The organism is Pseudomonas graminis, assembly GCF_013201545.1.
Lineage (GTDB): Bacteria > Pseudomonadota > Gammaproteobacteria > Pseudomonadales > Pseudomonadaceae > Aquipseudomonas.
The window spans coordinates 5,216,669-5,241,243 of record NZ_CP053746.1 but is presented as its reverse complement, the minus strand read 5'-3'; the positions used below and the strand labels follow the sequence as shown (position 1 = coordinate 5,241,243).

The window sequence follows — 24,575 nt, the reverse complement described above, 5'->3', positions numbered from 1 at the left end:
GTGTAACATAATGATACTCATTATTGAATGCGCGCACTGGTTTTTTTGCAAAACCCTGCTTGTTGTGCAGGTGTTCAGGTGGGGTTCAGCCAAGAGGCATTGCGAACTGCAGCAGACGGCTTGCCAGCTCTGATCAGACACTGCCGCAGGTGTACCGCCCGACAGGTCAATGGTGGGAGCGACCGGGGTGGCGCTCCACCTTGCTCGCGAATAGGACGGTACATCCGCTAAGTGTTCGGCGGCTGGAATGATGTCTTCGTGAGCAAGCTCACTCCCACAGGATTCGTGTTGGCAGGGCGACGGGGAATCTCCTACAGGTTCTGCGGTGACAGCGCGTTTTTCATGGTTTCGACGAATCGCTGGGCGGCGGGGCTCAGGCCTACACCCGCTCGGGTAATCAGGCCGATCTCCCGACACACCCCAGGATGCTCGACCCGCACCTGTATCAAATCGCCGCGGCCTTCGTCGGCGGATTCCGGCAGCAACGTCATCCCCAGGCCTTGCCGCACCAGCGCCATGACCGTCGACATGTAGTTCGCTTCCAGCCCCGGCGTCAGTGCCAGTCCTTCTTCAGCAAACAGTTGCTCCACCCGCTCGCGCACGCTGCTGTCGCGACCGGTAAGGATGATCGGCTGCCCGGCCAGGGCCTGCAGGGTGATCGAGCGCTCCCGTGCCAGCGGATGATCAGCGGGGACGAACAGACTCAGCCGGTCGACCATCACCACCTCGAACGTCAGCCCGTGGCCCATGCGCGCCCGCACCCCCAGCCCGAAATCCACTTCGCCCTCACGCACCAGCGAATCGATCCGCTGCGCCACTACGTCCCGCAGGCGCACTTCGACGCCGGGAAACTGCTCGCGGAAGGTTTTAAGTAGAGGCGGTAGCGTGCCTGAACACATTGAGGGCAGGGCAGCGATGGTCACCACGCCCCGGCGCAGCGCGGCCAGATCCCGAGAGCCGCTGACGATGTTGTCCAGGTCCAGCAGCAGTTTCTCCATGGGCCCGCGATTGTTCTGGCCCGCAGCGGTCAGGCTGACCTGACGCGGGCTGCGCTCCAGCAGGGCGACGCCGAGCCATTCTTCCAGCTGCTGGATCTGCACGGTCAGGGCGGAAGGCGACAGGTTCAGCTCCAGCGCCGCTTTGGCAAAGCTGCCGGTGTGGGCGACGGTGAGAAAGGCGCGGATGTGCTGAATCGAGTTCTTCATGGCTGAGTTTTCCGAAAAAGTTGCCGTACGCGCGCCATTCGGTTTTTCCGAACGCAGGGCGCCGAACATTTCAATTTACAAAGCTTACCCCCGTTTCGATACTCGATGAAAACAACAACAGCTCATCCCGCCGCCCGCCGGTCAGGGATGACGAAGGATCAAACCATGCTCGCCACCCTCGGTGTCATTACCATCCTCTGCCTGCTCGCTGCCGTCATGAGCAAGCGCCTCTCGCCCCTGGTCGCCCTGATTGCCTTGCCCATCATCGCCGCCCTGATCGGCGGATTCGGTCTGCAAACCAGCGGCTTCATCATCACCGGTATCAAAAACGTCGCCCCGGTGGTCGGCATGTTTGTCTTCGCCATCCTTTTCTTCGGGGTGATGACCGACGCCGGCATGCTCGACCCGATCATCGACCGCATCCTGCGCACGGTGGGCACCCGTCCGACGCGGATTGTCGTCGGCACCGCACTGCTGGCGTTGCTGGTGCACCTCGACGGTTCCGGCGCGGTAACGTTTCTGGTGACGATCCCGGCGATGCTGCCGCTGTACACGCGGCTGGGCATCGATCGGCGGATCCTGGCATGCGTTGCAGCGATGGCGGCGGGGGTGAATTTCCTGCCGTGGACCGGTCCGGTGCTGCGCTCGTCGGCAGCGCTGCATGTGCCGGTGTCCGAGCTGTTCCAGCCGCTGATTCCGGTGCAGATCGTCGGCCTGGCGTTTGTCTTCTTCTGCGCCTGGATGCTCGGGCGCCGTGAGGAAAAGCGCCTGGGGCTGGGCCGCTTTCAAACCACGGCCGAGGCCATCGACGTAGTGCCCCAGCGGGTGCTGACCGAACAGGAGGCGGTGCTGCGCCGCCCGCGTCTGTTCTGGCTCAACCTGCTGCTGACCATCGCCGTCATGGGGATCATGATCTCCGGCTGGGTCGACCCGGTGGTGATGTTCATGGTCGGCACGGTGCTGGCGCTGTGCATCAACTACCCCAACGTCGACGCCCAGCGCGCGCGCATTGATGCCCACGCCAAGACCGCCCTGACCATGGCCAGCATTCTTCTGGCAGCGGGTGTGTTCACCGGCATCATGCAGGGCACCGGCATGCTCAAGGCCATGGCCGAAGTGGCCGTGGCGCAGATTCCGGCCGGCCACGGCAAGCTGATCCCGATGGTGGTGGGTTTCCTGTCCATGCCGCTGAGCCTGTTGTTCGACCCCGATTCCTTCTATTTCGGCGTGATGCCGGTGATCGCCGAAGTCGGCCGCTCCCTGGGCGTCGATCCGCTGCAGGTGGCCCAGGCGTCGCTGCTGGGCGTACACACCACCGGCTTCCCGGTCAGCCCGCTGACGCCGGCGACCTTCCTGCTGGTCGGGTTGTGCAAGGTCGAGCTGGCCGACCACCAGCGCTTCACCATTCCGTTTCTGTTTGCCGCATCGGTGCTGATGACCCTGACCGCACTGCTGCTGGGAGTGTTTTAAATGAAGACAATACGTATCGGCTCTGGCTCCGGTTATTCCGGGGACCGCATCGAGCCTGCGGTCGAACTGGCCGAGAAGGGCGACCTCGACTACCTGGTCTTCGAGTGCCTCGCCGAGCGCACCATTGCCCTCGCACAACAGGCGCGGCTCAGCGATCCCGAAGCCGGTTTCGACCCGCTGTTGAGCGAGCGTATGCGTCGCGTGCTGCCGTTCGTGGGGCGTGGACGCGAAACCGGGCAGCGGCGGCTCCGGCTGATCAGCAACATGGGCGCGGCCAATCCGCTGGCGGCGGCGCGGGAAGTGCGGCGCATTGCGGTCGAGTTGGGGCTGCACGGGCTGAAGGTCGCGGCGGTGACGGGGGATGACGTGCTCGCTGTTCTAAAGGCGAGCCCTGAACAGCGGCTGGATAACGGCGCGACGATTGCTTCGTTGGGTGATCGGTTGATCTCGGCGAATGCCTACCTGGGTGCCGAGGGGATTGTCGAGGCGCTGGAGGCCGATGCCGATGTGGTGATTACGGGCCGTGTGGCAGACCCTTCATTGTTTCTCGCGCCGCAGGTCTTTGAGTTCGGTTGGGCCGAGGACGACTGGACACGGTTGGGACGCGGCACCTTGATCGGCCACTTGCTGGAATGCGCCGGGCAGATCACCGGCGGCTATTTTGCTGATCCGGGGGTTAAGGAGGTGCCGAATCTGGCGCGACTGGGGTTCCCGTTGGCGGAAGTCGACGCCGAGGGCAGGGCGGTGATCAGCAAGGTCGCCGGCTCCGGCGGGCGCATTGACACCGCCACCTGCACCGAGCAGATGGTTTATGAAGTGCACGACCCGGCGGCGTACCTGACCCCGGACGTGACAGCGGATTTTTCCGGCGTGTCGTTCCATCCAGTTGCCACCAACGAAGTGCGGGCTGAGGGCGCCGACGGCCGCGCGCGACCGGAGACGCTGAAAGTGTCGGTGGGTTATCTCGACGGCTGGATTGGCGAAGGGCAGATGTCCTACGGCGGGCCTGGTGCACTGGCCCGGGCGCAGCTGGCGCGGGACGTGGTGCTGGAGCGCTTACAGCTGACCGGCGTGGTTTTCGATGACCTGCGCGCCGAGCTGATTGGCGTGGACGCGTTGCACGGTGCGACGCTGGGTTCGCGCGCAGCGGCCGAGCCGTGGGAAGTGCGCTTACGTGTTGCGGCCCGTTGTGCAGACAAGGCCGAAGCCGTGCGCATCGGCAATGAAGTGGAAACCCTTTACACCAACGGACCTTATGGCGGCGGCGGCGCGACCAAGGGCGTGCGCCAAGTGGTGGCAGTGGCGTCGCTGCTGATGCCGCGAGATGCCGTCAAGGCGCAGGTTAATCTGGAGGACGCATCGTGAGCACCCTGACATTGCGCGAACTGGCCCATTCCCGGACCGGCGACAAGGGCGACACCTCGAATATTTCGGTCATTGCCTTCAAGGCGGAAGACTACCCGCGATTGCTCAAGGCGCTGACGGCTGAGCGGGTGGCTGAGTATTTTGCCGAGTTGCTGGGGGACGATGTTTTGCGGGTGCGTCGGTATGAACTGCCGAAGATACACGCGCTGAATTTTGTGCTGCCGGGCATTTTGAAGGGGGGCGTCACACGGTCTCTGGCGCTGGATGCACACGGCAAGGCACTGGGGGCGGCGTTGCTGGATATTGAGATTTAAAACGTCCGGATTTGCCGTGCGGTGACTGACGCCTTCCCGGCTGAAGCCGGTCCCACAGGGTGCGCGGCGTGTCAGCCATACCTGTGTTTCCCGGCTGAAGCCTGTCCTGCGAAGTGCACGCGAGTCCTTAGTGGGACCGGCTCTAGCCGGGAAGAGGCCAGTGATCACGGCGCAGTCCGACAGGCCGTACACGGAACGCGGTCCGTTCACCTACTTCTGATTCAGCAAAAACACCACATACCCGCGAAACCACGGGCTGTCCTGCAAATACCCGGGCGCTTCCCATTCTCCGCCCTGCACCAGACCGATCCTGAACGGCAGCCCCATCCGGCTGATGCGCGGCAGATAGGCGGCGTAATCGGGGATGCTGTGGCGGCCCTGGTAGGTCTGCACCACCACTTCGTCGACCACGCCTTTCAGCTCGCCGATCGTCTTCGCATGCGCGTTGCTGCTCCAGTCCATCAACCCGGTGATGCTCAGCTTCAGCGCAGGCGGCAGGCGCTGGCGCAGGTCCTTGAGAAAGACTAGGTAGTCCTGCAGATAACGCGTGCGCGCATCGAAATCGATCTGCACGCCGGCCACCGCCGTGCCGGCGTCCCGCCAGCGTTGCACCTGGCCCAGCAGCTGTTTGTAAACCGGTTCGGGCCAGCGCAGGGTGTGGGCGCGGTAGACGATCCACACCTCCCGCTGGGGCAGACGCCTCACGCTCATCCCCTGGGCAATCAGCGCCGGCGTTTGCCGATCACGACGGGTGGTGCTGATCTGGCCCTGGAGCACATACAGGGTTTTCGCCTGGTTCAGCACCGGCTGCGTCGCCACGCCGCTCCACAACCAGAAGGCATCGTGCTCGCGGGCGCCCACCGCCGCCCAGGCCACACTGCTGCTCAAGCCTGCGATGACCAGACCGATCAGCCCGCCGGCACACACCCGCCAGCGAAACAGCGTCCTCATCACCAGTAATACTGCAGGGATTTGCCCCAGCTGGTGGCGCCGTAAGTGGTTTTCAGTTGCTTGAACCAGCCCTTGCGCACGGCGGGCGCCACATCCTTGCCGCCGCAACTGTTATAGCCCGCGGGCGCGTAGCAGTTGATCGCCCTGAACAGGGCGTAGGCCTTGTCGTCCCGCGCGGCCTTGCTGTCTGCGATCACCGTCTGATAGCCGTTCAGCCGCGAAAAAACCTGGCCCTTGAAGCCGGGCTCGCTGCTGCCCAAATCACCCGCGTCGGGCTTCTGATCCAACGGCATGCCGTCCAGGCCGTTGCGCAGGATGAACTCACCCAGGCAGTTCAGACCTTTGGCGTCCTTGTCGTTGGCCTGCAACGCGGCGGCGATCTCGCCGATGCTTGGGCAGGCGTAACCCGATTCGGCCTTGGCGCCGTTCCAGCGGAACAACTGCAGCGTCTGGCCGGCGTCGTAGACATAACCCAGGCTGGTGCCGAGTTTGGTGTTCGCAGGCGGCTCCGGCAGTGTTTTCAGATCATCGGCGAACGCGGCGTACTGGCTGTGCAGCAGTTCCTTGTAGAGCAGGACGAACTGCGCGGTGGCCTTCTCGACATCGCTGATGCCCTGACCGATCTGCTGGCGCAGCAGCGGCGCGTCGGCCACCTTGCCCAGCAGAATCAGCCGCACCTGGGCGGACGTGACCGGCGAATCGCTGGCAAACACCTTCGTCAGTTGCCCGCTGCGTTCATAGTTCATCGCCAGCGCCAGTTGCAGTTGTTCGCGCTGCAGGGGCTGCTGCGCGAGGGGCAGCAGTTTCAGCCACAACGCCTGGGCGCCAGGCATATCATGGCCCGCCTCCAAAGCCAGGCCGCGCAGGGTCTGTTGGCTGAAGGCCAGATAATCCAGTGTGTCGGGAACGTCGTTCGGCAAATGCTTGAGCGCGTCGGCGGGTTTCTTGTTGACGTAGAACGCGAACGCGGCCTGCAAGTACTCGAACATCGCCGGTTGCTGCGCGAACAGCGCTTTTTGCCCATCGAGCTGCTGGCGGGTCAGCCGGTTCGGCAGGTCCGGGCGCATGATCATCAGGTCATGAGTCGCCGTCATCAACGGCGATGGCGTGGCGCCGGTGAGGGTCGTCAGCAGTTTGTTGTCGGCCTCCTGAATCAAGGCTTCCGGCGAAGCAGACGCGCGGGCGTCTCCTGCTTCCGTCAGTTGCCAGGCGTAATCGGCGGCCAGTTTGTCGGTGTCTCCTGCCAGCCAGTGGACCCGGCGCAGCAACCCGGTGGCGGAGCGCCTGTAGCGGCCGTCGGGGTAAACGCTGAGGTACTGTTCGATGGCTTGACCGACGGCTGCATAGGGCGCGCGATCGTGGCCCTCTTTCAGGCTACCGTATTCGTCGAACGCGTCCTGTTGCGCGGCGTTCAGCCGAGTGCGGACGATCATGTACAGCGCTGTTTCCTTGAGCCAGGGTTGCGTGCTCTCGACGAGGCCGCTGAATCCATTTTCAGCGTCGCTGAAGCGCCCGCTGTAAAAATCCGATGCCGCACGAAGGTAGGCGGCAAACGCCTTGGCTTCAGGCGACTGGACATCGGTCGGCAACAGGCTGGCCTGTTTGTCCGCCTCCCAGGTGCACGCGTCCAGCAGTTGCAGGCGGGCGCGGGCCAGGGATTGGCGCTCGGTGGCGGACAGCCCTTCGGTGTCGAGCAACTGGCCGATGAAATCAGCCGCGCTCTCGTCGCGGTTACTGCGGCAGCGGCTGCCTTCGCCCTGCAGAAAGGCCTGGCCCGCGGTGTCGTTGCTCTCACGGCTGACGCCGAGCTTGCCCAGCAAGTCAGCCATGGCGGCGGCGCCTGATTCTTCGCTTTCGTCGCCCTCGATCTCTTCGTTCGCCAACCTGAACGCCGCAAACGGGACGGGGCCATAGCCCTCGGCCAATTCCTGCTCGGTCAGTTCGCCGGGCTTGAGCGTCAGCGCCTTGCGATCGGCCAGCAGCAGACGCAGGTTGACCCGGCTGTCGTTACCGGGCGTGAGAAAGGGCAGGTTGTTACAGACGTCCAGCGAGTCGCGCAGCAGCGACCAGTTGGGGTAGCAGGAGTCGTCACTGCTGGCCTGGGCCTGGCCGCCCATCGTCGCGCCAATGATCAAAGCAAGAGGAGTCAGGGAGCGGATACGCATGAACAATCCTTGATTTCGCTACGTAAGAAGAGGGTGAGCGCGGCGAATGATACAGGGTGTTTCGCCGTATCCACCGAGCGCCACGGACGCCGGGTTAAAAATTATTTTCAGATTCATGTGAGGTAAACCGTGTCGGCATCCGTGTAGTGAGAATCAGATGCGTTTCGTGACAGGCGCATCGCTTCTCGACGCCTCAGGTTCTCGCTTCCATGACAGCTCAATCCGGTTTTCGCGTGTCCGCTTTCCCCGTGCTTCGTCCTGCATCGTTGTTGGGCATGTGCTCAGCCACGGCGCTGTTGTGCTCGCTGGGCATGAGCCCTGTTGCCGGCGCTGAAGAAATGCAGCTGGACGCGGTCAACATCGACGCCACGTCCCAGCCCGAGGTCAGCGAAACCCAGCACAGCCGCGACAGCTATCAAGCGCGCAAGGCGAGCGTGGCCACACGCACCGAAGCACCGTTGGTGGAGGTGCCGCAAAGCGTCAACGTGGTGACCAACCGGGTCATCGAAGACCGCCAGCCGTTCAGCCTGGACGAAGCGATCAACGCGGTCAGCGGCGTCAAGCAAAGCAATACCTTGGGCGGCACTCAGGACGCCATTCAGAAACGCGGCTTCGGCACCAACCGCGACAACTCGATCATGCGCGACGGCATGCAATCGGTGCGGGCGCGTAACTTCACCCCGACCACCGAGCGCATCGAAGTGCTCAAGGGTCCCGCGTCGATGCTCTACGGCGTGCAGGACCCGGGCGGCGTGATCAACGTGGTGACGAAGAAACCGGAATTGGTCGAGGCCCGCTCTGTTTCGGCCTTCGGCAGCAGCTTTGGCGGCGGTGGCGAGCAGATCGACCTGACCGGCCCGATCGGCACCAACGGTCTGGCCTACCGGGTGATCGCCGACAAGCAGAACTACGATTACTGGCGCAATTTCGGCAGCATCGATCAGTCGGTCATCGCGCCGTCGCTGGCCTGGTATGGGGATGACACGACGGTGTCCGTGGCCTACGAGCACATGGAATATTCGGTGCCGTTCGACCGTGGCACGCAGATCAGCCCCAAGACCGGCAAGGTACTGGACATCCCGCGCAGCCGGCGTCTGGACGAGCCATTCAACGTCACCACCGGGCGCTCCGATTCCCTTGACCTGCGCATGGACCATCGCCTCAACGACACCTGGACCCTGCGCACCGGTTACGCCTACAGCCGCAATTACTACAACGATTACCAGTCGCGCTTCATCTCGGCCAACTACAACACCGGCGCCGTGACCCGTCGCGGCGACGCCACCCGCGATGCCGTGCAGTTCGCCCACACCGCCACTGTCAGCGCGCTCGGCAACCTGTACTGGGGCGATGTGCGCCACGAAGTGCTGATCGGCGCCGATTACATGAAGAACGACCGCGACCTGGGCGATCTGTACCGCAGCGCCAACAAGGTCGACTTCAATTACAACGCGCCGGTCTACGGCGTTACTCAGCAACCGACTACGGCCAATGCCGCCCAGAGCGACCAGACCGATCACCTGCGTACCCATGCCTTCTTCGTTCAGGACGCCATGCACCTGGGCGAGAAGTGGATCCTGCAGACCGGCCTGCGTTATGACGCCTTCGACGAGCTGACCGGCAAGGGCCGGCCGTTCGTGGTCGGCGCCGACGTGAAGGACAGCAAGGTCGTGCCCCGCGTCGGGCTGGTGTACCTGATCCAGCCGGACTGGTCGGTGTACGGCAGCTACACCGAGTCGTTCCGCCCGAATACCTCGATTGCTTCGCCGATTGGCGACCTGCCGCCGGAGGAGGGCAAGGCCTACGAAATCGGCACCAAGTTCCAGAACGACGCGATCACCGCGACGGTGGCGCTGTTCAATATCAACAAGCAGAACGTGCAGACCAGCGAAGCGTGTGGCACCGAGACTTGCACGCGGGTGTCCGGCGAGGTGCGCTCGCGCGGGCTGGAGGCGGATATCACCGGGCAGTTGAACGAGTTCTGGAGTATTACCGGCAGCTACGCGTACACCGACACGAAGGTGCTGGAAGATCCGATCCTCAAGGGCGAGCCGCTGGATGGTGTGTCGAAGCATACGGGCGCGGTGTACCTGACCCGTGACTTCGGGCACGTGGGTGTGGGTGATCTGCGCGCGGGTGCCGGTGCACGGTTCGCGAGCCGCTGGGGTGTGAACGATGGCGCGGGGAGGGAGTATTACCTGCCGTCGTCGAAGGTCGCGGATGCGTTTGTGGCGTACAAGGTGAAGCTGGATGAGCGTGATGTGACGCTGCAGTTGAATCTGAAGAATGTGTTCGACGAGAAGTACTACACCTCGGCGAGCGGGTTGGGGTCGCCGGCGATTTCCATCGGTGAGCCGCGGCAGTTGGTGGCGAGGGTGAAGCTGGATTTTTGATTTCTCAAGATCAAGATCAAGATCAAGGGCGTCGGCCTAACGGCCTCGGGTTTCGCCTTCGGCGAGTTACTTGGAAAAGTCGAAAGTCGCACCATCCCCAAGTAACCAAGGGTGCTTGCTCTCGGTTGGGCCCTTCCTTCGTCAGGGTTCCTTCACTCAGTTCTTGCTCCGTGGGCCCGCGCCGAACGGACATCCATGTCCTGACGGCGCTCTCGCCGCATCCCTGCGGCTCGGCCCACTCCCGCAAAACCTGCGTTCAGCCTGCACCAACGTCGCGTTTGGCGGTGACTGAGCCTTTTGTGGTTGAACAGCGAAGGCAGATCAAAGGCACATCAAAAGCAGATCAGAGGCTTCCCGGCTGAAGCCGGTCCTACAGGCGCGCGCGGTCTGTTGGTGGGACCGGCTTTAGCCGGGAATGCGTCAGGCGTCACACTGCAGAAGGTTCGGTGCTCACACGGGCCTTTTCCCGGCTGAAGCCGGTCCCACCAAGGATAATCAACGTCAATATCCTCTAACGATCCGTGACCTTCACCGCGCCTGTCGCTATCCGTGCGGGCAGCTTCAACTGAGCACTCAACCCACCCCCTTCGCGGTTGGTGAGCGTCAAGGTGCCGCCCAGTGCGATCGTCAGTTGCTGCGCAATCGCCAGGCCCAGTCCGGTACCTCCGGTGTCGCGGTTGCGTGAGCTCTCGACGCGGTAGAACGGCTTGATCACTTCCGACAATTCCCCTTCGGCAATGCCCGGCCCGCGGTCCAGCACGTGAAGCGACAGGCTCTGATCGGCGTGGGCGATCACTTCAATCTCCGCTGCGCCACCGAACTTCAACGCGTTGTCTGTCAGGTTGACCAGCACTCGGCGCAAGGCATGGGGGCGGGTGTCGATGATTGCGCCGGTCTTGCCGTTCAACTGCACGTCGCGGCCTACGTCCTGATAGTCGAACACCAGGCTGTCGAGGAATGAATCCATGTCCACGCGCCGGGCTGTCTCGGTCGAGGTGTCCATGCTGCGGGCATAGGCCACGCCTTCCTGAACCAGGTGCTGCATCTCGCTCAGGTCGCTCCACAGCTTGTCTTTCTCGATGCCGTCGTCCATGAACTCGGCGCGCAGTTTCATGCGGGTGATCGGGGTTTGCAGGTCGTGGGAGATCGCCGCCAGCAGTTGCATGCGCTCCTTCACGTAGGTCGAGATCCGTTGCTGCATGGTGTTGAACGCCACGGCGGCAAAGGCCACCTCGGTCGGGCCGCTTTCATCCAGGCGAATGCCTTCGCCGTTGGGGTCGAGGTTGTCGACGGCGTGGGACAGGCGCGTCAGCGGGCGAATGGCCGTGCGCACCGCCAGCCAGGTGCAGACGAACAGCAACACCAATTGGCCGATCAACAGCAGCGGCAGCCAGGGCGACAGCGGGGTGATCTGCGGGCGCACGTCAATCGTCAGCGGGTTGCCGTCCTTCAGCGTCAGATGCGCCTGATAGTGCGGGCGGCTGTCGGTGATGTTATTGAAGGTCAGTGCGTAATCGTGGCCCAGGCTTTCCTGCATCGAATGCACCGACATTGGCGCCTTGTCCATGTCCACCGGCGTACCGGTCTGGCCGGCACCCAGGATGTAGACGTAGGTCGGGTGTTCGAAACGTGGCAGCCAGGCCTGGCGTTCGTCGGGCGGCAGGCGTTCGAGGATGGCAACGGTAGTGCTGAGATCGCGCTCCATGTTGCCGAGCATCGTGGTCATCGCGCTTTCATAGCGCTCATAAAATTGCAGGCCGAACGACAGACCGTGGGCCAGCACCAGGCTGATCAGAAAAATCAGCGAGAGACGCGAGGCCAGGGTGCGCGGCCATCCGAAGCTCAGCTTCATGGGCTTTCCCCGAGAATTTCCACAGCGTAGGTGAACACGTAGCCCTCGTTGCGCACGGTCTTGATGTAGGCCGGGTCGCGGGCGTCGTCGGCCAGGCGCTGACGCAAGCGGCTGACCAGCAAGTCGATGGAGCGGTCGAACAGATCGGCGTCGCGGCCTTGGGTCAGGTTCAGCAATTGATCGCGGCTCAATACCCGCTGCGGGTGGTCGAGGAAGGTGCGCAGCAAGCGGTATTCCGCGCCACTGAGCGTCACCACCGTGCCCTGGGCGTCGAGCAAGTGACGGGCGGTGGTGTCCAGCTTCCATTTGCCAAAGGCCAGCAAACGACCGGCTTCGGTGACGATCAGGTTCGGCGGCAGCATGCGGGTGCGGCGCAGCACGGCGTTGATCCGCGCCAGCAGTTCACGGGCGGCGAAGGGCTTTACCAGGTAGTCATCGGCGCCCATTTCCAGGCCAATGATGCGGTCGGTTTCGTCGCTGCGGGCGGTGAGCATCAGCACGGGCGTTGTCTTGTGCTTGCCGGTGCGCAGCTCGCGGCACAGCAGCAGGCCGTCGTCGCCGGGCATCATGATGTCGAGCACGATCAGGTCGACAGGCGTCGATTCCAGAAACGAACGCATCTGCCTGCCGTCCGCGACCACGGTGGTGCGCAGGCCGTTCTTCTTCAGGTAGTTGCCCACCAGTTCCCGAATCTCGCGATCGTCATCGACAATCAGAATGTGATCGACGTGCTCCATTGCCGCAGCTCCCGTATTCATGTGTGTGAGGCGCATCTTAACCAGTCGCGCGTGACTTGCCTGCCGGGGTTTGTATTCCACTGTATCTGGCGCTGCCGGGCATACACGCGCATGCAAAAGGCAGGTTTTTCGGCGCGAATGTATCGCTGTGTATCTGCAGCGGGCTCTGACACGTAAGGATGATTTTCCGGCGGTTCGCGACACAAGCGAGATACCTGCGGGGCGTTCAATGGGACCCATCGAGACGACAGACACACACCGCCTCGAACCCTGACCGAATGACCCTTTGAATACCGGAGAACATCATGAACTGGAAGAACCTCAGCATCGCCACCCTGTTTGCCGCCATGAGCCTTGGCGCCCTGACCGCCCAAGCCCAGCCCGTTGCTCAAGCCCACAATTATATGTACGGCGAGCACCTGGACATCGCCAAGGCCTTGTCCACCGAAGTCGACCCAAGCCCGGCCTGCGGCGTGGTCAATGCTCACCTTCGCTACCTCGACTCCCAAGGCCAGCAACAGGTTCTGAACTACGAGACCGTTGCCCAGAACTGCCCGCAGGACAACTGAGTCCAGGGCCGCGCGGATGCCGTGTCGCCGGCCGCCCGGTTCGCTCATTACCGTTGAAGATTACGTGAGGATCACACCATGACACCGATCAAAACCACCTTGTCGGCCGTTGCATTCGCACTCGCGGGTTTCGCCGTTCACGCCAACGCAGCCGTGACGCACACCGGCGGAGACGAGCGCACCTGCTTCCAGCTTGCGCCGAAAGTCGCCGAAAACGGCTCCGACAAAACGCCGCTGGTGATGTGGATCGAAAGCCGCGGGCAGATGGTCGCCGAAGGCGGCTCCGAACACACCCGGGTCGGCGTGGCGGGGCATCAGCAGAGCCGGGTGTGAAGGGCATGTCAGACGGTGGTCTTTCGGGCCGTCCGTGGTAACGGCGACACGCAAGTGAGCGGTGATCGGGCGGCAGGAGTAAGCTGTGCTCCTTTTTGACTGCCCGCGCCCACGCGCCGCTCAGGACCTGACACCCGCAATGAGATCACCCGCTGCCTTCGCGCCACCGCCGTCACTGTTTCTGCCCCTGACCGAAGAGGTGTGCAAAGGCCTGGCCGCTGGCGAATCGCTGGACGATTTCCTCAGTCAGGCGGGCCGGCCGCAACTCGCTGCGCTGATGCTGCTGCTCAATCTCAAGGCCCTGGCCGCGCAACACACTGCCGTCGAACAGCTCGAACGCATGCTCGATGACGTCCTGCGCGCGGCCGCCTCGGTCGAAGACGCCGGCGGCCGTTTTGCCGATCTGGTACGTGGCAGGTTCACCGCCGACCATCTGGCCGCAGGACTCTCGGTGCTTGAAATTGCCGGCGTCAGCCTGCTCGAAGACGCTGACATCGAGCAGCAGGATTACCTCGATGGGGAAGGGCAGTGGGACTTCGGTTTTGGCCTGCGTCATCGCGCCAAACTGGAACCCCTGACCCGCGAGCTGGTGATGCCGTCCGGCGACGTGCTGCGCCTGAGCGATCAACAGAGCCGGATCTTCGACGAGTTCAAGGTGTGCAGCGAGGAGTCGTTCCACCTGCAGGCCTATGCCGGCGTGGGCAAAACGTACTTGCTGGCGAAGTTCTTCGAGGTCCTGATCCCGGAAAAAACCCTGCTCATGGCGACCTTTCCCGGTCAGGTGAGCGCGCTTCAGGCACGGGTGCGCCAGGCCAATCCCGACGCGCGAATCAACGCGTGCACCTTCGGTCACATGGCCAACCTGCTTCTTAACCGTGACCTGACCGCGCGTGGCTGGCGCAACACCGACATTCAGCGCACCGGCGCCAGCTCGCTGGTCGATGATCGGCAAGTGGCGCAGTGGCTGAACCTGCAAGCCGTGGGCAAACTGCAGCCCCGTGATGTGGCGCGGGTCTGCCGCAGCACCGTGCACAGCTTCAGCCTGTCGCCGCTGGCGAATATCGAGGCGCGGCACTTGCCGTCCCTGGGCCATGCGGCGAGTCAGGCGGACATCGCCCTGCTGCTGGAATACAGCCGCCTGCTCTGGCGCGAGACGGTCAGGCCGTCGGCGCCGCACATTCGGTTGCCGATCCGCAACAGCCACCGGATCAAGTTTCTGGCGCTCACCACTGAAGTCATTCCCGAGAACTACAGCCACATCATCATCGACGAGAGCCACGAGCTGACGGCGCCAATGGTGCAGATCCTTGATCGCAGTCCCCAGGCGGTCATTACGTTGGGCGACGAATTCCAGCAGCTCAGCGGCAAGACCCCGCGCCACGGCGGCTTCATTCGTCAGCGTTTCATGACCCAGTCGATTCGCGCCGGCAAGCAAATGGCCGACGTGCTCAACCCGCTGATTCAGATGCACCCCAGCGACATAAAAGAAGGCTTCGTCGGCCGCGCGCCGCACCCGACACGCATCATCGGCCACGGCGTCATGCCGATCCCGGAAAAACCCACCACGATTCTGGTCGCCAACGAATGGGGCCTGTTTGCCTGGTTCAAGCGCCTGACCGAAGCAGGCGCGCGCTTTCAAATGCCACTGCGCACCCTTGAAAACCTCACGCTGTTCGTCAAAGGCCTGGACCTGCTCTACCGCGAAGACCTGCGCCCGCAACACCGGTTGATCTTCCGCTTCGCTTACTGGGACGCGCTGGCCTCGGCCATGGGCGGCAGCCACGAATTCAAGGCCATGCACGAGTGGCTCGGCCAGGGCAACCGACTGCAGGACTTCCTCGACACCACCCAGCGTTTCTGCAACGACCCGGCTGCCATCCTCAAACTGGCGAAGGTCGAAGACGTGAAGAACCAGGAGTTCGACGCCGTGCTCCTCTCCCGCGACCTCATGCGCCCACCGCGGGAAGGCTCGACGCATTCCCTCGCCAGCGTGTGCTCGCTGCTCTACACCGCCAGCTCCCGCGCCCGGCACGAACTGCTCCTGCCGGGGAACATGAGCGACTGGTTGCAGGATTTGGGGCGGAAGTAGATCGCTGACCGCTCCTTCGGTAACGATCCGATTTAAACGGAATTACCTTCGCGTATTTCCGGTGGTTCCTACGTGCAGAGACGATCCATGCTGACTTCGTAACAGCTCATTCATCGGTAAATTCCTGATCGACCTTTTTTCGATCCAGGGACGAACCGCGAACAAGAGCGCTGCCTGTGAAGTACGGCCTGCCATCCTTAACTGCGAGACCGCGCTGGGATATGCATTGGTCGCGATGTTCAAATCGGTCGAGAGCGAACTGACGTTTGAGAAGGCCCCGCCTGCGGCGCTTACCGTCGTTATCTTCGGTGGGTGCGCGGTGCATTTGTACACAAGTCATCGGGTTTCCAGTGATGTCGACGCTGAGTTCTTCGCCCCGGAGCTGCCTTCGCGCTTTGATTTACAGGCTTTGCTGGCGACGGTCCCCCAGACATTCGTGGATGAACGAAGCGGTCGCGTGGTGGAATTGTCTTATGACCTCAACTTCACGTCTGGACTGGGGCCCTTGCATGAAGACTATCTGGAGCGAGGAGTGCCGCTTGATTCGTTCGGGCCGCTGTCGCCATTGCGAGTTCTGATAGCGTCGCCGGTCGATCTTGCTATTTCCACGCTCGGACGCGGGACTGAGCAGGACGTCAGCGATATCTTCGCCCTGTTGCGTACCGGCTTCATCCTTGCTGCCGAGTTTGAGCGTTTGGCCCTGCAGGCCATTGATTGTTATGTTGGCAATCACGAAGCTCCAACATCCATCCTTGCCAATATTTTGCAGGACTATCTGGAGACCACTGATGGACAGCCCGGTTGAACGCCACTTACTTTCCGAAGCGATGGCCAGACTCGCTGATCAACCGCTGAGTCAGGCCGATGATTGCGCGTTGGTGAGTCTGGCTCAGGAGGTCTGGTATGAGCACTCGAGCATGGAGTCAGAATTGCGCAGATTTCTCGCCAGCAATCCTGGCGAGCTGGCGGCGCGTCGAGTGGGGTACCTTCTGGAAAAGCTGACCCGGTTCCCCTGTGCGACTGACGAGCGGGTTCGCGAGACCTTGCACGCGCTGAGTTTGCTAATGCAGCGTTTTCCGCGTCGGGGCGACAGCCTTCAACTTGCAGAGATTCGCCTGCGTGACCGTCGGGACGAGCTTGCCGTGTCGTGGGGACTTAGCGAGGGTTTAGGGTTGAAAGTGCAAACCCTGCTGCCCTATCAAACGCGGCATTACGCGGCCGGACGCAACTCGGCTTTCGAATAGCCTGCACCCGCTCATCCACGCTGGGCCAGGTTTTGCACGGAAGGCGTTCAGGAAAATGGGCTATCAACGGCGCCAGTCACCACCCCGCCACTGCTTCGGACTCACCCCGAACCATCGCTTGAACGCCCGCGAGAATGCGCTGGTCTCCGAGTAGCCCAGCAGCGAGGCGAGTTGGGTAATGCTGAGGTCCTGCTGTTTCAGGTGGCTCAGGGCCGAGTCCTGGCGGATCTGGTCGACCAGTTGCGTGAAGCTGATGCCGTATTCACGCAGCTTGCGCTGCAGGGTCCATTCGGACAGGCCCAGGGTCTGGGCGATGTCCTCCAGCGCCGGTTCGCCCAGGTGCAGGGTGGCGACGATGGTCTGCCGGGCGCGGTCAAGGAGCGTCGCTTCGTGGCGGTTGCCCGTGCTGCTGCCGTTCTCGCCCAACTGACGGATCGCGTCCTTGATCAGCATCAGCAGAATCGGATCGCTGCCCGGCATGGCCTTGCCGACGACATCGCCCTTGGGAATCAGCAGTGAATTGCAGCCCTGCCCGAAACACACATCAGCGCGGAAGACGTCGCGGTGCTCGTGCCAGCCTTGGGGTTGGGCGTGTTCGAAGGCCACTTGCCGAGGTGCCCAGTCCGGGCCGAGCACGTGGCGCACGAGGTTCAGCGCCATGCCCATGGTCAATTCGGCGTCCTGGCGGCGTTCGTTGATCGCGCCGTGGCGGACCTGATAATCAAACCGGTAGCACTCGCCTTGATCGACCAGTTCGATCAGCGTGCTGTGCTGGTGGAAGGGGAAGGCGGCGGAAAAGTTGATCAGCGCGTCTTCCAGCGTCGCCGAGCACAGACCAATGTAGCCCAGCAGGCCCAGTGCCTGAGGCCGGAATTGCTGGCCGTAACGCAGGCCGAAGTTGTCGCAGCCGGTCTGGCTCGCGGCTTCTTCCAGCACTTTGCAGTAGTTGGTCAGCGGCAGGCTCAGGGTCGGGTGCAGCAATTGCTCGGGGTCGATCCCGGACCGCCCGAATACGCGGTCCAGATCACCGCCGTGCTGCAGGATAAACCCGTCGAGCCCATTGGCCGCAGCCGACAGCACGCCGCGATTGCTGGCGGCGGGCATGTTCGATGCGGCGGCGGGGACAAGGGTCGGGAGCATGGGGGGACGGCTCTGACGGTGTGTAGGCAATGTGTGCTAGCAAATGTCATACCTTCATGGCTTGAGCACACCTTCCGGCACCCACGCGCCGGCCTGCCATTCAGCTGTGGAGGCTTGATCGCATCTCGGCTGGGCGGACGTCTTCGCGAGCAAGCTCGCTCCCACAAGAGGCGCGGTGCTACCCGGCGACTCATCCGGCAACCGTAGTTTTGGGAAGTACGGTGCCACGCTGACCCGGAAACACAGCCTTACACTGACTTCAATAGTGACCCCCGATAAAGCACCGGGCCGTTTTCACGCGCCAGCGTGGCGCACCGTCGGCAGATACCCGGAAAACTTGACCGCAGACGACATACGGTGCAACGCAGTGTCAAGCCATGGCCGGCGCGCTGTGACTATGCTCGACGGCAGACAAATACCGTCGCCTGGCTACCGGGGTACACGCTCATGACTGCTTCACAACTCAAACCGACCTTGGGAACCCTGCACTTGTGGGGACTGGCCGTGGGCCTGGTGATTTCCGGCGAATACTTCGGCTGGAGTTACGGCTGGGGCACCGCCGGGACGCTGGGCTTTCTGGTGACCACGCTGATGGTCGCGGTGATGTACACCTGTTTCATCTTCAGTTTCACCGAGCTGACCACCGCGATTCCCAACGCAGGCGGGCCGTTTGCCTACAGCTTGCGCGCCTTCGGCGTCACCGGCGGGATGATCGCGGGGCTGGCGACACTGATCGAATTCGTCTTCGCCCCACCGGCCATCGCCATGGCCATCGGCGCCTACCTCAACGTGCAGTACCCGTCCCTTGACCCAAGGGTTGCGGCCATCGGCGCGTACTTCGTATTCATGACCCTGAACATTTTGGGCGTGAGCATCGCCGCGACCTTCGAACTGGTGGTCACCGTCCTGGCGGTGGCTGAACTGCTGGTGTTCATGGGCGTTGTCGCGCCGGGCTTCAGCTTCAGCAATTTCGTGCTGGGCGGCTGGGCGGGTTCCGACACCTTTGGCCTGCCGGCCATCAGCGGCATGTTCGCGGCGATCCCGTTTGCCATCTGGTTCTTCCTCGCCATCGAAGGCGCGGCCATGGCGGCCGAAGAAGCCAAGGACCCGAAACGCACCATCCCGCGGGCCTATGTGGCGGGCATTCTGACCTTGGTGGTGCTGGCGATCGGCGTGATGATCTTCGCCGGCGGCGTGGGCGACTGGCGCACGCTGTCGAACATCAATGACCCGCTGCCCCAGGCAATGAAGGCCGTGGTCGGCGGCAATTCGAACTGGATGCACATGCTGGTGTGGATTGGCCTGTTCGGGCTGGTGGCCAGTTTCCACGGCATCATTCTCGGTTACTCGCGGCAGTTCTTTGCCCTGGCGCGGGCGGGCTTTCTGCCGCCGAGCCTGGCGAAACTGTCGCGCTTCCAGACGCCCCACCGCGCCATCCTCGCGGGCGGTGTGATCGGCATCATCGCGATTCTCAGCGATGGTGTGATCAATCTGCAGGGCATGACGCTGACCGCCGCGATGATCACCATGTCGGTGTTTGGCGCTATCGTGATGTACATCATCAGCATGCTCAGCCTGTTCAAGTTGCGCCGCAGCGAACCGAACCTTGAGCGCAGCTTCCGCGCGCCGGGTTACCCGGTCGTGCCGGGGATCGCCCTGGTGCTGGCGGTGGTGTGCCTCGTCGCCATGGTCTGGTTCAACCTGCTGATCTGCGCCATATTCATCTGCCTGATGGCCGTTGGCGCGCTGTTCTGCAAAATGGTCCGCGGACGCAGCGCGGCGGTCGCGGTCACCGGTTAATAACGCGGTTCGATAAAAGAGGTGTGCATGAGCTTTTCCCACAGCATCGGTGGCATGGTCTGGCGCTTCGACAGCCTGCGGGAACTCATGGCCAAGGCCAGCCCCGCGCGCTCCGGCGACTTCCTGGCCGAAGTGGCCGCGAGCAGCGATGCCGAGCGTGCGGCGGCGCAAATGGCCTTGGCCGACGTGCCGCTCAAGCAGTTCCTCACCGAAGCGCTGATTCCTTACGAAGAGGATGAAATCACCCGCTTGATCGTCGACAGCCATGACCGCGCGGCCTTTGCCGCGGTCAGCCATCTCACGGTTGGCGGCTTCCGCGACTGGCTGCTGGGGGACGACGCCACCGAGGCCAGCCTCAAGGAACTGGCGCCGGGGCTGACCCCGGAGATGGTCGCGGCGGTGTCGAAGATCATGCGGGTGCAGGATCTGGTGCTGGTGTCCCAGAAGATTCGCGTCGTCACCCGCTTTCGCAACACCGTCGGCCTGCGTGGGCGCATGTCCACCCGGCTGCAACCCAATCACCCCACCGACGACCCGGCCGGCATCGCCGCCAGCGTGCTCGACGGCCTGCTGTATGGCAACGGCGACGCCATGATCGGCATCAACCCGGCCACCGACAGCGTCAGCGCCATCAGCGAACTGCTGAAAATGCTCGACGGCGTCATTCGTCATTACGAGATTCCCACCCAGTCCTGCGTGCTGACCCACGTCACGTCTTCGGTTGCGGCCATCGAAAAGGGCGTGCCGCTGGACCTGGTGTTCCAGTCCATCGCCGGCACCGAAGCGGCCAACAGCGGTTTCGGCATCAGCTTGGAAATCCTCCGCGAGGGCTACGAAGCCGGGCTGAGCCTGAAGCGCGGGCCGCTGGGCGACAACCTGATGTACTTCGAAACCGGGCAGGGCAGCGCGTTGTCGGCCAACGCTCACCACGGCGTCGATCAACAGACCTGCGAGGCCCGCGCCTACGCCGTCGCGCGGCATTTCAATCCGTTTCTGGTCAACACCGTGGTCGGCTTCATCGGCCCGGAATACCTCTACAACGGCAAGCAGATCATTCGCGCGGGGCTGGAAGACCACTTTTGCGGCAAGCTGCTCGGCGTGCCCATGGGCTGCGACATCTGCTATACCAACCATGCCGAAGCCGATCAGGACGACATGGACGTGCTGCTGACCTTGCTCGGCGTCGCGGGGATCAATTTCATCATGGGCATTCCGGGGTCCGACGACGTGATGCTCAATTACCAGACCACCTCGTTTCACGACGCTTTGTATGCACGCAAGACCCTCGGCCTGCGCCCGGCGCCGGAGTTTGAGGAATGGCTGACGCGCATGGACATCCTGCGCCAGGATGACGGCGGCGTGCGGCTGGGGCAGGGCGTGCCGCCGCTGTTCCGCAAGGCGCTGGCGCAACTGAATTAGGCGAATTGAATGACCGGCGTGATCAGCAGTCGAGAGAAGGGCATGAGCCATGAGCGATGACAAGAAATCACCCGCACACGCCGATGCCTGGCAGCAGTTGCGATCGCTGACGTCGGCGCGGATTGCCCTCGGGCATGCCGGCACCAGCCTGCCGACGGCGGCGCAGCTGGATTTCCAGTTCGCCCATGCCCAGGCTCGCGACGCGGTGCATCTGGCGTTCGATCACGGGGCGCTGGCCGAGCAACTGGCGGGCCGCTCCCGCGAGACGTTGACCCTGCAAAGCTCGGCAGCCGACCGCCATATGTACCTGCAACGGCCTGATCTTGGGCGGCGTTTGTCCGAGGCGTCGGCTGCTCAGCTGAAGGATTACGCAGCTGCCCATCCTGAAGGATTTGATCTGGCGCTGGTGGTCGCAGACGGGTTGTCTGCGCTGGCGGTGCAGCGCCACAGCCCGGCAATGCTGGAGCGCATTGACGAAATGGCGGCAGCGGAGGGCTGGAGCCTGGCACCGGTGGTGCTGGTGGAACAGGGCCGGGTCGCCGTTGCCGATGAAATTGGTGCACTGCTCAAGGCGCGCATGGTGGTGATCCTGATCGGCGAGCGGCCAGGCCTCAGCTCGCCGGACAGCCTCGGCCTGTACTTCACCTACGCACCGCGGGTGGGCCTGAACGACGCGGCGCGCAACTGCATTTCCAACGTGCGCCTCGAGGGCATGAGCTACGCCATGGCAGCGCACAAGTTGCTGTACCTGATGCGCGAAGCCTGGCGCCGGCAACTGTCCGGCGTGAATCTTAAAGACGACGCACAAGTGCCGGTACTGGAAGCCGACGAGGGCAGCCGGCCGGGAAATTTCTTGCTGGGTGGATGATGAACCAAGCCAGCCCAGATGATCGTGCCCACGCTCTGCGTGGACATGCCTCCCGTGACGCTCCGCGTCACCTTTGCAGGGCTGGAAATATCTGGCGTCTTTTCCGACGCCTTCCCGGCTAAAGCCGGTCCTACGAGCTGCGCGGTGTCAGCCCGCTTTCCAGATTCATTTGCTAGGCTGCTCCCACCACTCCCGAGAGCGCTGCCCCATGCCCACTGCCCATTCCGACACTGCCGCCAGGCATTTCCTTCGTGAATTCTGGCTGGCCCTCGGCGGCGAGCCTCGCTACCTCGATCATCTCCAGCTCACTGGCGAAGGCGCGCTGGCGTCGGTATTTCCGGTCACCGATTTCGCCACCGCCGCCATCGCTGCCGCGCATCTGGCGGTGGGCGAACTGATTGATCAGGCCCACGGCACCTCGCCTGCGATCACGGTCGATCGGCGCCTGGCCTCGTTCTGGTTCTCAACGTCCCTTCAGCCCCAGGGCTGGTCACTGCCGGCGCAGTGGGACGCGGTGGCGGGGGACTATCGCGCGGCGGATGGCTGGATTCGTTTACACACCAACGCGCCGCACCATCGTCAGGCCGCGCTCGCCGTGCTGGAGACCGCCGCCGAGCGCGACGCGGTCAGTCAGTCTGTACTGCGCTGGAAGGCCAGTGAGCTGGAAAGCGCGGTGGTCGACAATCAGGGGTGTGCTGCCGCGATGCGTAGCGCTTCGGCCTGGCGCGAACATCCCCAGGGCCGCGCCGTCGCCGCCGAACCCTTGCTCCATCGCACGCGGGCCCCAGCGGCACCGGCTGCAGCGCATCAGCCAAACCCTGCACGACCCGAATGGATCGTCCCGCGCGAACGTCCTTTGCAGGGCATTCGCGTGCTCGACCTCACGCGCATCCTGGCCGGCCCGGTGGCGACGCGGTTTCTTGCCGGTTTCGGCGCCGAGGTGCTGCGCATCGACCCCCCTGGCTGGGACGAGCCCGGCACCGTGCCGGAGGTGGCGCTGGGCAAACGCTGTGCGCGGCTGGACCTGCGCGACCCTGCCGATCGCGCAGTGCTGGAGGGCCTGATCAGCGAAGCGGACGTGATGGTTCACGGCTACCGCGCCGACGCCCTTGCGCGGCTGGGCCTCAGTGCCGAACGCCGCCGCCAGCTCAATCCCGGTCTGGTGGATGTATCGCTCAACGCCTACGGCTGGACCGGCCCGTGGCGCGAGCGACGCGGTTTCGACAGCCTGGTACAGATGGGTTGCGGCATCGCCGATGCGGGCATGGTCGCAGCGGGAAGTGATCGCCCCGTGCCGCTGCCGGTGCAGGCGCTGGATCACGCCACGGGGTATTTGATGGCGGCGGCAGCCGTGCGCGGACTGACCGAGCGACTGACCACCGGGCAGGGCGTGCAAGTGCAGGCATCCCTGGCGCGTACCGCGTTATCGCTGATGTCGTTTGCCCCAACCGAGGCGCAGCCTTCAGCGCTGCTACCGCTGAATCCGAGCGATTATTCCGACGCCATCGAGCACACCGCCTGGGGCCCGGCGCTGCGCCTCAAACCCGCCGGGCAGATCGACGGCACGCCGACCCACTGGGATTTACCGGCGTGCGCATTGGGCAGCGTCGACGCGAAATGGCTGTAACGCGCGACGGGTCGAACGTCAGTCAGCCACCCGCAATCATCACATCCAGGTTCTGCACCGCCGCCCCGGCTGCGCCTTTGCCGAGGTTGTCGAACACGGCCGCGAGCAGCACGTGACCATCGTTCTCGAACACCATCAGCCGCAGGTTATCGGTGCCATTGAGCTGGCGCGGGTCGATCCCTGTCAGCGCGCGCGACTGCTCCATCGGCATCACATCGACGTACCCGCTGCCCTGATAATGCTTTGCCAGCGCGGTATGCAGCGTCGTGCCCGTCACGCCGTGGGGCAGCAGGCGCGTTTGCAGCGCGATGGTTAGCACGATGCCCTGACGAAACGCGCCATACGCCGGAACGAACACCGGCCGCTCGCTCAGCCCGCTGTACTGCTGGATTTCCGGGACGTGCTTGTGCGCGAGACTCAGACCGTAGACTTGAAACGGAATCGACTGGGCCGCGTCAGGCCCTTCGAATTCATCGACCCCGGCGCGGCCTTTGCCCGAATAGCCTGACACCGCGTTGATGCTGATCGGGTAGTCGCGGGGCAGCAGGCCCGCCTCCAGCAACGGCCGCAAGAGACCGATCGCCCCGGTGGGGTAGCAGCCCGGATTGCTCACCCGGCGGGCGCTGGCGATGCTTTGTTTCTGCGCGTCACTCATCTGCGCAAAACCGTAGACCCAGTCGGGGTGGGTACGATGCGCAGAGCTGGCATCGATGACCCGCACGTCCGGATTGGTGATGCTCGCGGCCGCATCGCGCGCGGCATCGTCCGGCAGGCACAGCACGGCGATGTCACACGCATTGATCGCGGCAGCTCGGCTCACAGGGTTCTTGCGATGCTCGGCCGGCAGGGTGACCACATGCAGGTCGGTGCGGCCTTGCAGGCGCTGGTGAATTTGCAGGCCGGTGGTGCCTTGGTCGCCGTCGATGAAAACAATAGGGAGAGGCATGGGTTCGATTCCGCAAAAAGGTCGTCAATGGACGCCATCTTCCAATCCACTCGTGGATAGAGAAAGTTGAATTTATTGACGGTAGACT

Annotated in this window: 20 protein-coding genes; 13 read left to right on the top strand and 7 right to left on the bottom strand. The window is 63.4% G+C overall.

From position 1 onward, the window contains the following. Positions 1 to 311 precede the first annotated feature (311 nt). Complete coding sequence (locus FX982_RS23270; protein WP_172612774.1) at positions 312 to 1,205, bottom strand: LysR family transcriptional regulator; 894 nt, start codon at positions 1,203 to 1,205, stop codon at positions 312 to 314. 147 nt (positions 1,206 to 1,352) lie between these two features. On the opposite strand from FX982_RS23270, the gene FX982_RS23265 reads away from it, so the two are divergent. Genes FX982_RS23265 through FX982_RS23255 form a run of 3 tightly spaced genes read left to right on the top strand, consistent with a single transcriptional unit; the run spans position 1,353 to position 4,354 of the window. Next, positions 1,353 to 2,675, top strand: coding sequence for a CitMHS family transporter (locus tag FX982_RS23265; protein ID WP_367948765.1), 1,323 nt, complete (start codon positions 1,353 to 1,355; stop codon positions 2,673 to 2,675). Beyond that, the gene (locus tag FX982_RS23260) at positions 2,676 to 4,040 is read left to right on the top strand and encodes an acyclic terpene utilization AtuA family protein (RefSeq protein ID WP_172612772.1); all 1,365 of its coding nucleotides are present in this window, start codon (positions 2,676 to 2,678) and stop codon (positions 4,038 to 4,040) included. After that, positions 4,037 to 4,354, top strand: a complete 318-nt coding sequence (locus tag FX982_RS23255) for an AtuA-related protein (protein ID WP_172612771.1) — start codon at positions 4,037 to 4,039, stop codon at positions 4,352 to 4,354. The genes FX982_RS23260 and FX982_RS23255 overlap by 4 nt, the downstream gene beginning before the upstream one ends. 210 nt (positions 4,355 to 4,564) lie before the next feature. Here the strand turns inward: FX982_RS23255 and FX982_RS23250 are convergent, their stop codons facing one another. Both FX982_RS23250 and FX982_RS23245 read right to left on the bottom strand, forming a co-directional pair. Next, a complete protein-coding gene (locus FX982_RS23250; protein ID WP_438826349.1) occupies positions 4,565 to 5,335 on the bottom strand; it encodes a DUF3142 domain-containing protein in 771 nt (256 codons plus the stop codon). Continuing rightward, positions 5,305 to 7,470, bottom strand: coding sequence for an outer membrane assembly lipoprotein YfiO (locus FX982_RS23245; RefSeq protein ID WP_172612769.1), 2,166 nt, complete (start codon positions 7,468 to 7,470; stop codon positions 5,305 to 5,307). Before FX982_RS23245 ends, FX982_RS23250 begins: the two co-directional genes overlap by 31 nt. A 266-nt stretch (positions 7,471 to 7,736) precedes the next feature. Here FX982_RS23245 and FX982_RS23240 point away from each other — a divergent pair, with 266 nt between their 5' ends. Further along, positions 7,737 to 9,863: a TonB-dependent siderophore receptor gene (locus FX982_RS23240; protein WP_172613158.1), complete on the top strand. Its 2,127-nt coding sequence runs from the start codon at positions 7,737 to 7,739 to the stop codon at positions 9,861 to 9,863. A gap of 511 nt (positions 9,864 to 10,374) precedes the next feature. On the opposite strand, the gene FX982_RS23235 is transcribed toward FX982_RS23240, so the two are convergent. Beyond that, a complete protein-coding gene (locus tag FX982_RS23235) occupies positions 10,375 to 11,715 on the bottom strand; it encodes an ATP-binding protein (protein ID WP_172612768.1) in 1,341 nt (446 codons plus the stop codon). Continuing rightward, entirely contained in the window at positions 11,712 to 12,452 is a 741-nt protein-coding gene (locus FX982_RS23230; protein WP_122534429.1) for a response regulator, read from the bottom strand. Before FX982_RS23230 ends, FX982_RS23235 begins: the two co-directional genes overlap by 4 nt. Positions 12,453 to 12,757: 305 nt before the next feature. Here FX982_RS23230 and FX982_RS23225 point away from each other — a divergent pair, with 305 nt between their 5' ends. From FX982_RS23225 to FX982_RS23205, 5 genes are all read left to right on the top strand, one after another. Next, on the top strand, positions 12,758 to 13,021 hold the full coding sequence (locus tag FX982_RS23225) for a DUF2790 domain-containing protein (RefSeq protein WP_074891841.1): 264 nt from the start codon (positions 12,758 to 12,760) through the stop codon (positions 13,019 to 13,021). 78 nt (positions 13,022 to 13,099) lie between these two features. Then, on the top strand, positions 13,100 to 13,354 hold the full coding sequence (locus FX982_RS23220; RefSeq protein WP_172612767.1) for a hypothetical protein: 255 nt from the start codon (positions 13,100 to 13,102) through the stop codon (positions 13,352 to 13,354). 139 nt (positions 13,355 to 13,493) lie between these two features. After that, positions 13,494 to 15,443: an AAA family ATPase gene (locus FX982_RS23215; protein WP_172612766.1), complete on the top strand. Its 1,950-nt coding sequence runs from the start codon at positions 13,494 to 13,496 to the stop codon at positions 15,441 to 15,443. A gap of 235 nt (positions 15,444 to 15,678) precedes the next feature. Continuing rightward, entirely contained in the window at positions 15,679 to 16,248 is a 570-nt protein-coding gene (locus FX982_RS23210) for a DUF6036 family nucleotidyltransferase (RefSeq protein ID WP_172613157.1), read from the top strand. Then, positions 16,232 to 16,687, top strand: coding sequence for a hypothetical protein (locus tag FX982_RS23205; RefSeq protein ID WP_172612765.1), 456 nt, complete (start codon positions 16,232 to 16,234; stop codon positions 16,685 to 16,687). Before FX982_RS23210 ends, FX982_RS23205 begins: the two co-directional genes overlap by 17 nt. A gap of 63 nt (positions 16,688 to 16,750) precedes the next feature. On the opposite strand, the gene qhpR is transcribed toward FX982_RS23205, so the two are convergent. Beyond that, positions 16,751 to 17,827 (bottom strand): AraC-like transcriptional regulator QhpR, encoded by a 1,077-nt coding sequence (qhpR, locus tag FX982_RS23200; RefSeq protein WP_172612764.1) that lies wholly within the window; start codon positions 17,825 to 17,827, stop codon positions 16,751 to 16,753. A 447-nt stretch (positions 17,828 to 18,274) separates the two neighbouring features. On the opposite strand from qhpR, the gene eat reads away from it, so the two are divergent. From eat to FX982_RS23180, 4 genes are all read left to right on the top strand, one after another. Continuing rightward, positions 18,275 to 19,627, top strand: coding sequence for an ethanolamine permease (gene eat / locus FX982_RS23195; RefSeq protein WP_122534432.1), 1,353 nt, complete (start codon positions 18,275 to 18,277; stop codon positions 19,625 to 19,627). 27 nt (positions 19,628 to 19,654) lie between these two features. Next, positions 19,655 to 21,046, top strand: a complete 1,392-nt coding sequence (locus tag FX982_RS23190) for an ethanolamine ammonia-lyase subunit EutB (RefSeq protein ID WP_172612763.1) — start codon at positions 19,655 to 19,657, stop codon at positions 21,044 to 21,046. Positions 21,047 to 21,095: 49 nt separating this feature from the next. Next, positions 21,096 to 21,914, top strand: coding sequence for an ethanolamine ammonia-lyase subunit EutC (gene eutC, locus FX982_RS23185; protein WP_172612762.1), 819 nt, complete (start codon positions 21,096 to 21,098; stop codon positions 21,912 to 21,914). Positions 21,915 to 22,122: 208 nt separating this feature from the next. Then, entirely contained in the window at positions 22,123 to 23,541 is a 1,419-nt protein-coding gene (locus FX982_RS23180; RefSeq protein ID WP_172612761.1) for a CoA transferase, read from the top strand. A 22-nt stretch (positions 23,542 to 23,563) separates the two neighbouring features. Here the strand turns inward: FX982_RS23180 and argC are convergent, their stop codons facing one another. Continuing rightward, the gene (gene argC / locus FX982_RS23175) at positions 23,564 to 24,487 is read right to left on the bottom strand and encodes an N-acetyl-gamma-glutamyl-phosphate reductase (protein ID WP_172612760.1); all 924 of its coding nucleotides are present in this window, start codon (positions 24,485 to 24,487) and stop codon (positions 23,564 to 23,566) included. Between the last annotated feature and the right edge of the window lie 88 nt (positions 24,488 to 24,575).

What these genes read in the sequence shown, in the direction of transcription:
- FX982_RS23270 (WP_172612774.1), bottom strand. Translation starts at nt 1,205, where the DNA reads ATGAAGAACTCGATTCAGCACATCCGCGCCTTTCTCACCGTCGCCCAC.
- FX982_RS23265 (WP_367948765.1), top strand. Translation starts at nt 1,353, where the DNA reads ATGACGAAGGATCAAACCATGCTCGCCACCCTCGGTGTCATTACCATC.
- FX982_RS23260 (WP_172612772.1), top strand. Translation starts at nt 2,676, where the DNA reads ATGAAGACAATACGTATCGGCTCTGGCTCCGGTTATTCCGGGGACCGC.
- FX982_RS23245 (WP_172612769.1), bottom strand. Translation starts at nt 7,470, where the DNA reads ATGCGTATCCGCTCCCTGACTCCTCTTGCTTTGATCATTGGCGCGACG.
- FX982_RS23235 (WP_172612768.1), bottom strand. Translation starts at nt 11,715, where the DNA reads ATGAAGCTGAGCTTCGGATGGCCGCGCACCCTGGCCTCGCGTCTCTCG.
- FX982_RS23230 (WP_122534429.1), bottom strand. Translation starts at nt 12,452, where the DNA reads ATGGAGCACGTCGATCACATTCTGATTGTCGATGACGATCGCGAGATT.
- FX982_RS23225 (WP_074891841.1), top strand. Translation starts at nt 12,758, where the DNA reads ATGAACTGGAAGAACCTCAGCATCGCCACCCTGTTTGCCGCCATGAGC.
- FX982_RS23220 (WP_172612767.1), top strand. Translation starts at nt 13,100, where the DNA reads ATGACACCGATCAAAACCACCTTGTCGGCCGTTGCATTCGCACTCGCG.
- FX982_RS23215 (WP_172612766.1), top strand. Translation starts at nt 13,494, where the DNA reads ATGAGATCACCCGCTGCCTTCGCGCCACCGCCGTCACTGTTTCTGCCC.
- FX982_RS23210 (WP_172613157.1), top strand. Translation starts at nt 15,679, where the DNA reads ATGTTCAAATCGGTCGAGAGCGAACTGACGTTTGAGAAGGCCCCGCCT.
- FX982_RS23205 (WP_172612765.1), top strand. Translation starts at nt 16,232, where the DNA reads ATGGACAGCCCGGTTGAACGCCACTTACTTTCCGAAGCGATGGCCAGA.
- qhpR (WP_172612764.1), bottom strand. Translation starts at nt 17,827, where the DNA reads ATGCTCCCGACCCTTGTCCCCGCCGCCGCATCGAACATGCCCGCCGCC.
- eat (WP_122534432.1), top strand. Translation starts at nt 18,275, where the DNA reads ATGACTGCTTCACAACTCAAACCGACCTTGGGAACCCTGCACTTGTGG.
- FX982_RS23190 (WP_172612763.1), top strand. Translation starts at nt 19,655, where the DNA reads ATGAGCTTTTCCCACAGCATCGGTGGCATGGTCTGGCGCTTCGACAGC.
- eutC (WP_172612762.1), top strand. Translation starts at nt 21,096, where the DNA reads ATGAGCGATGACAAGAAATCACCCGCACACGCCGATGCCTGGCAGCAG.
- FX982_RS23180 (WP_172612761.1), top strand. Translation starts at nt 22,123, where the DNA reads ATGCCCACTGCCCATTCCGACACTGCCGCCAGGCATTTCCTTCGTGAA.
- argC (WP_172612760.1), bottom strand. Translation starts at nt 24,487, where the DNA reads ATGCCTCTCCCTATTGTTTTCATCGACGGCGACCAAGGCACCACCGGC.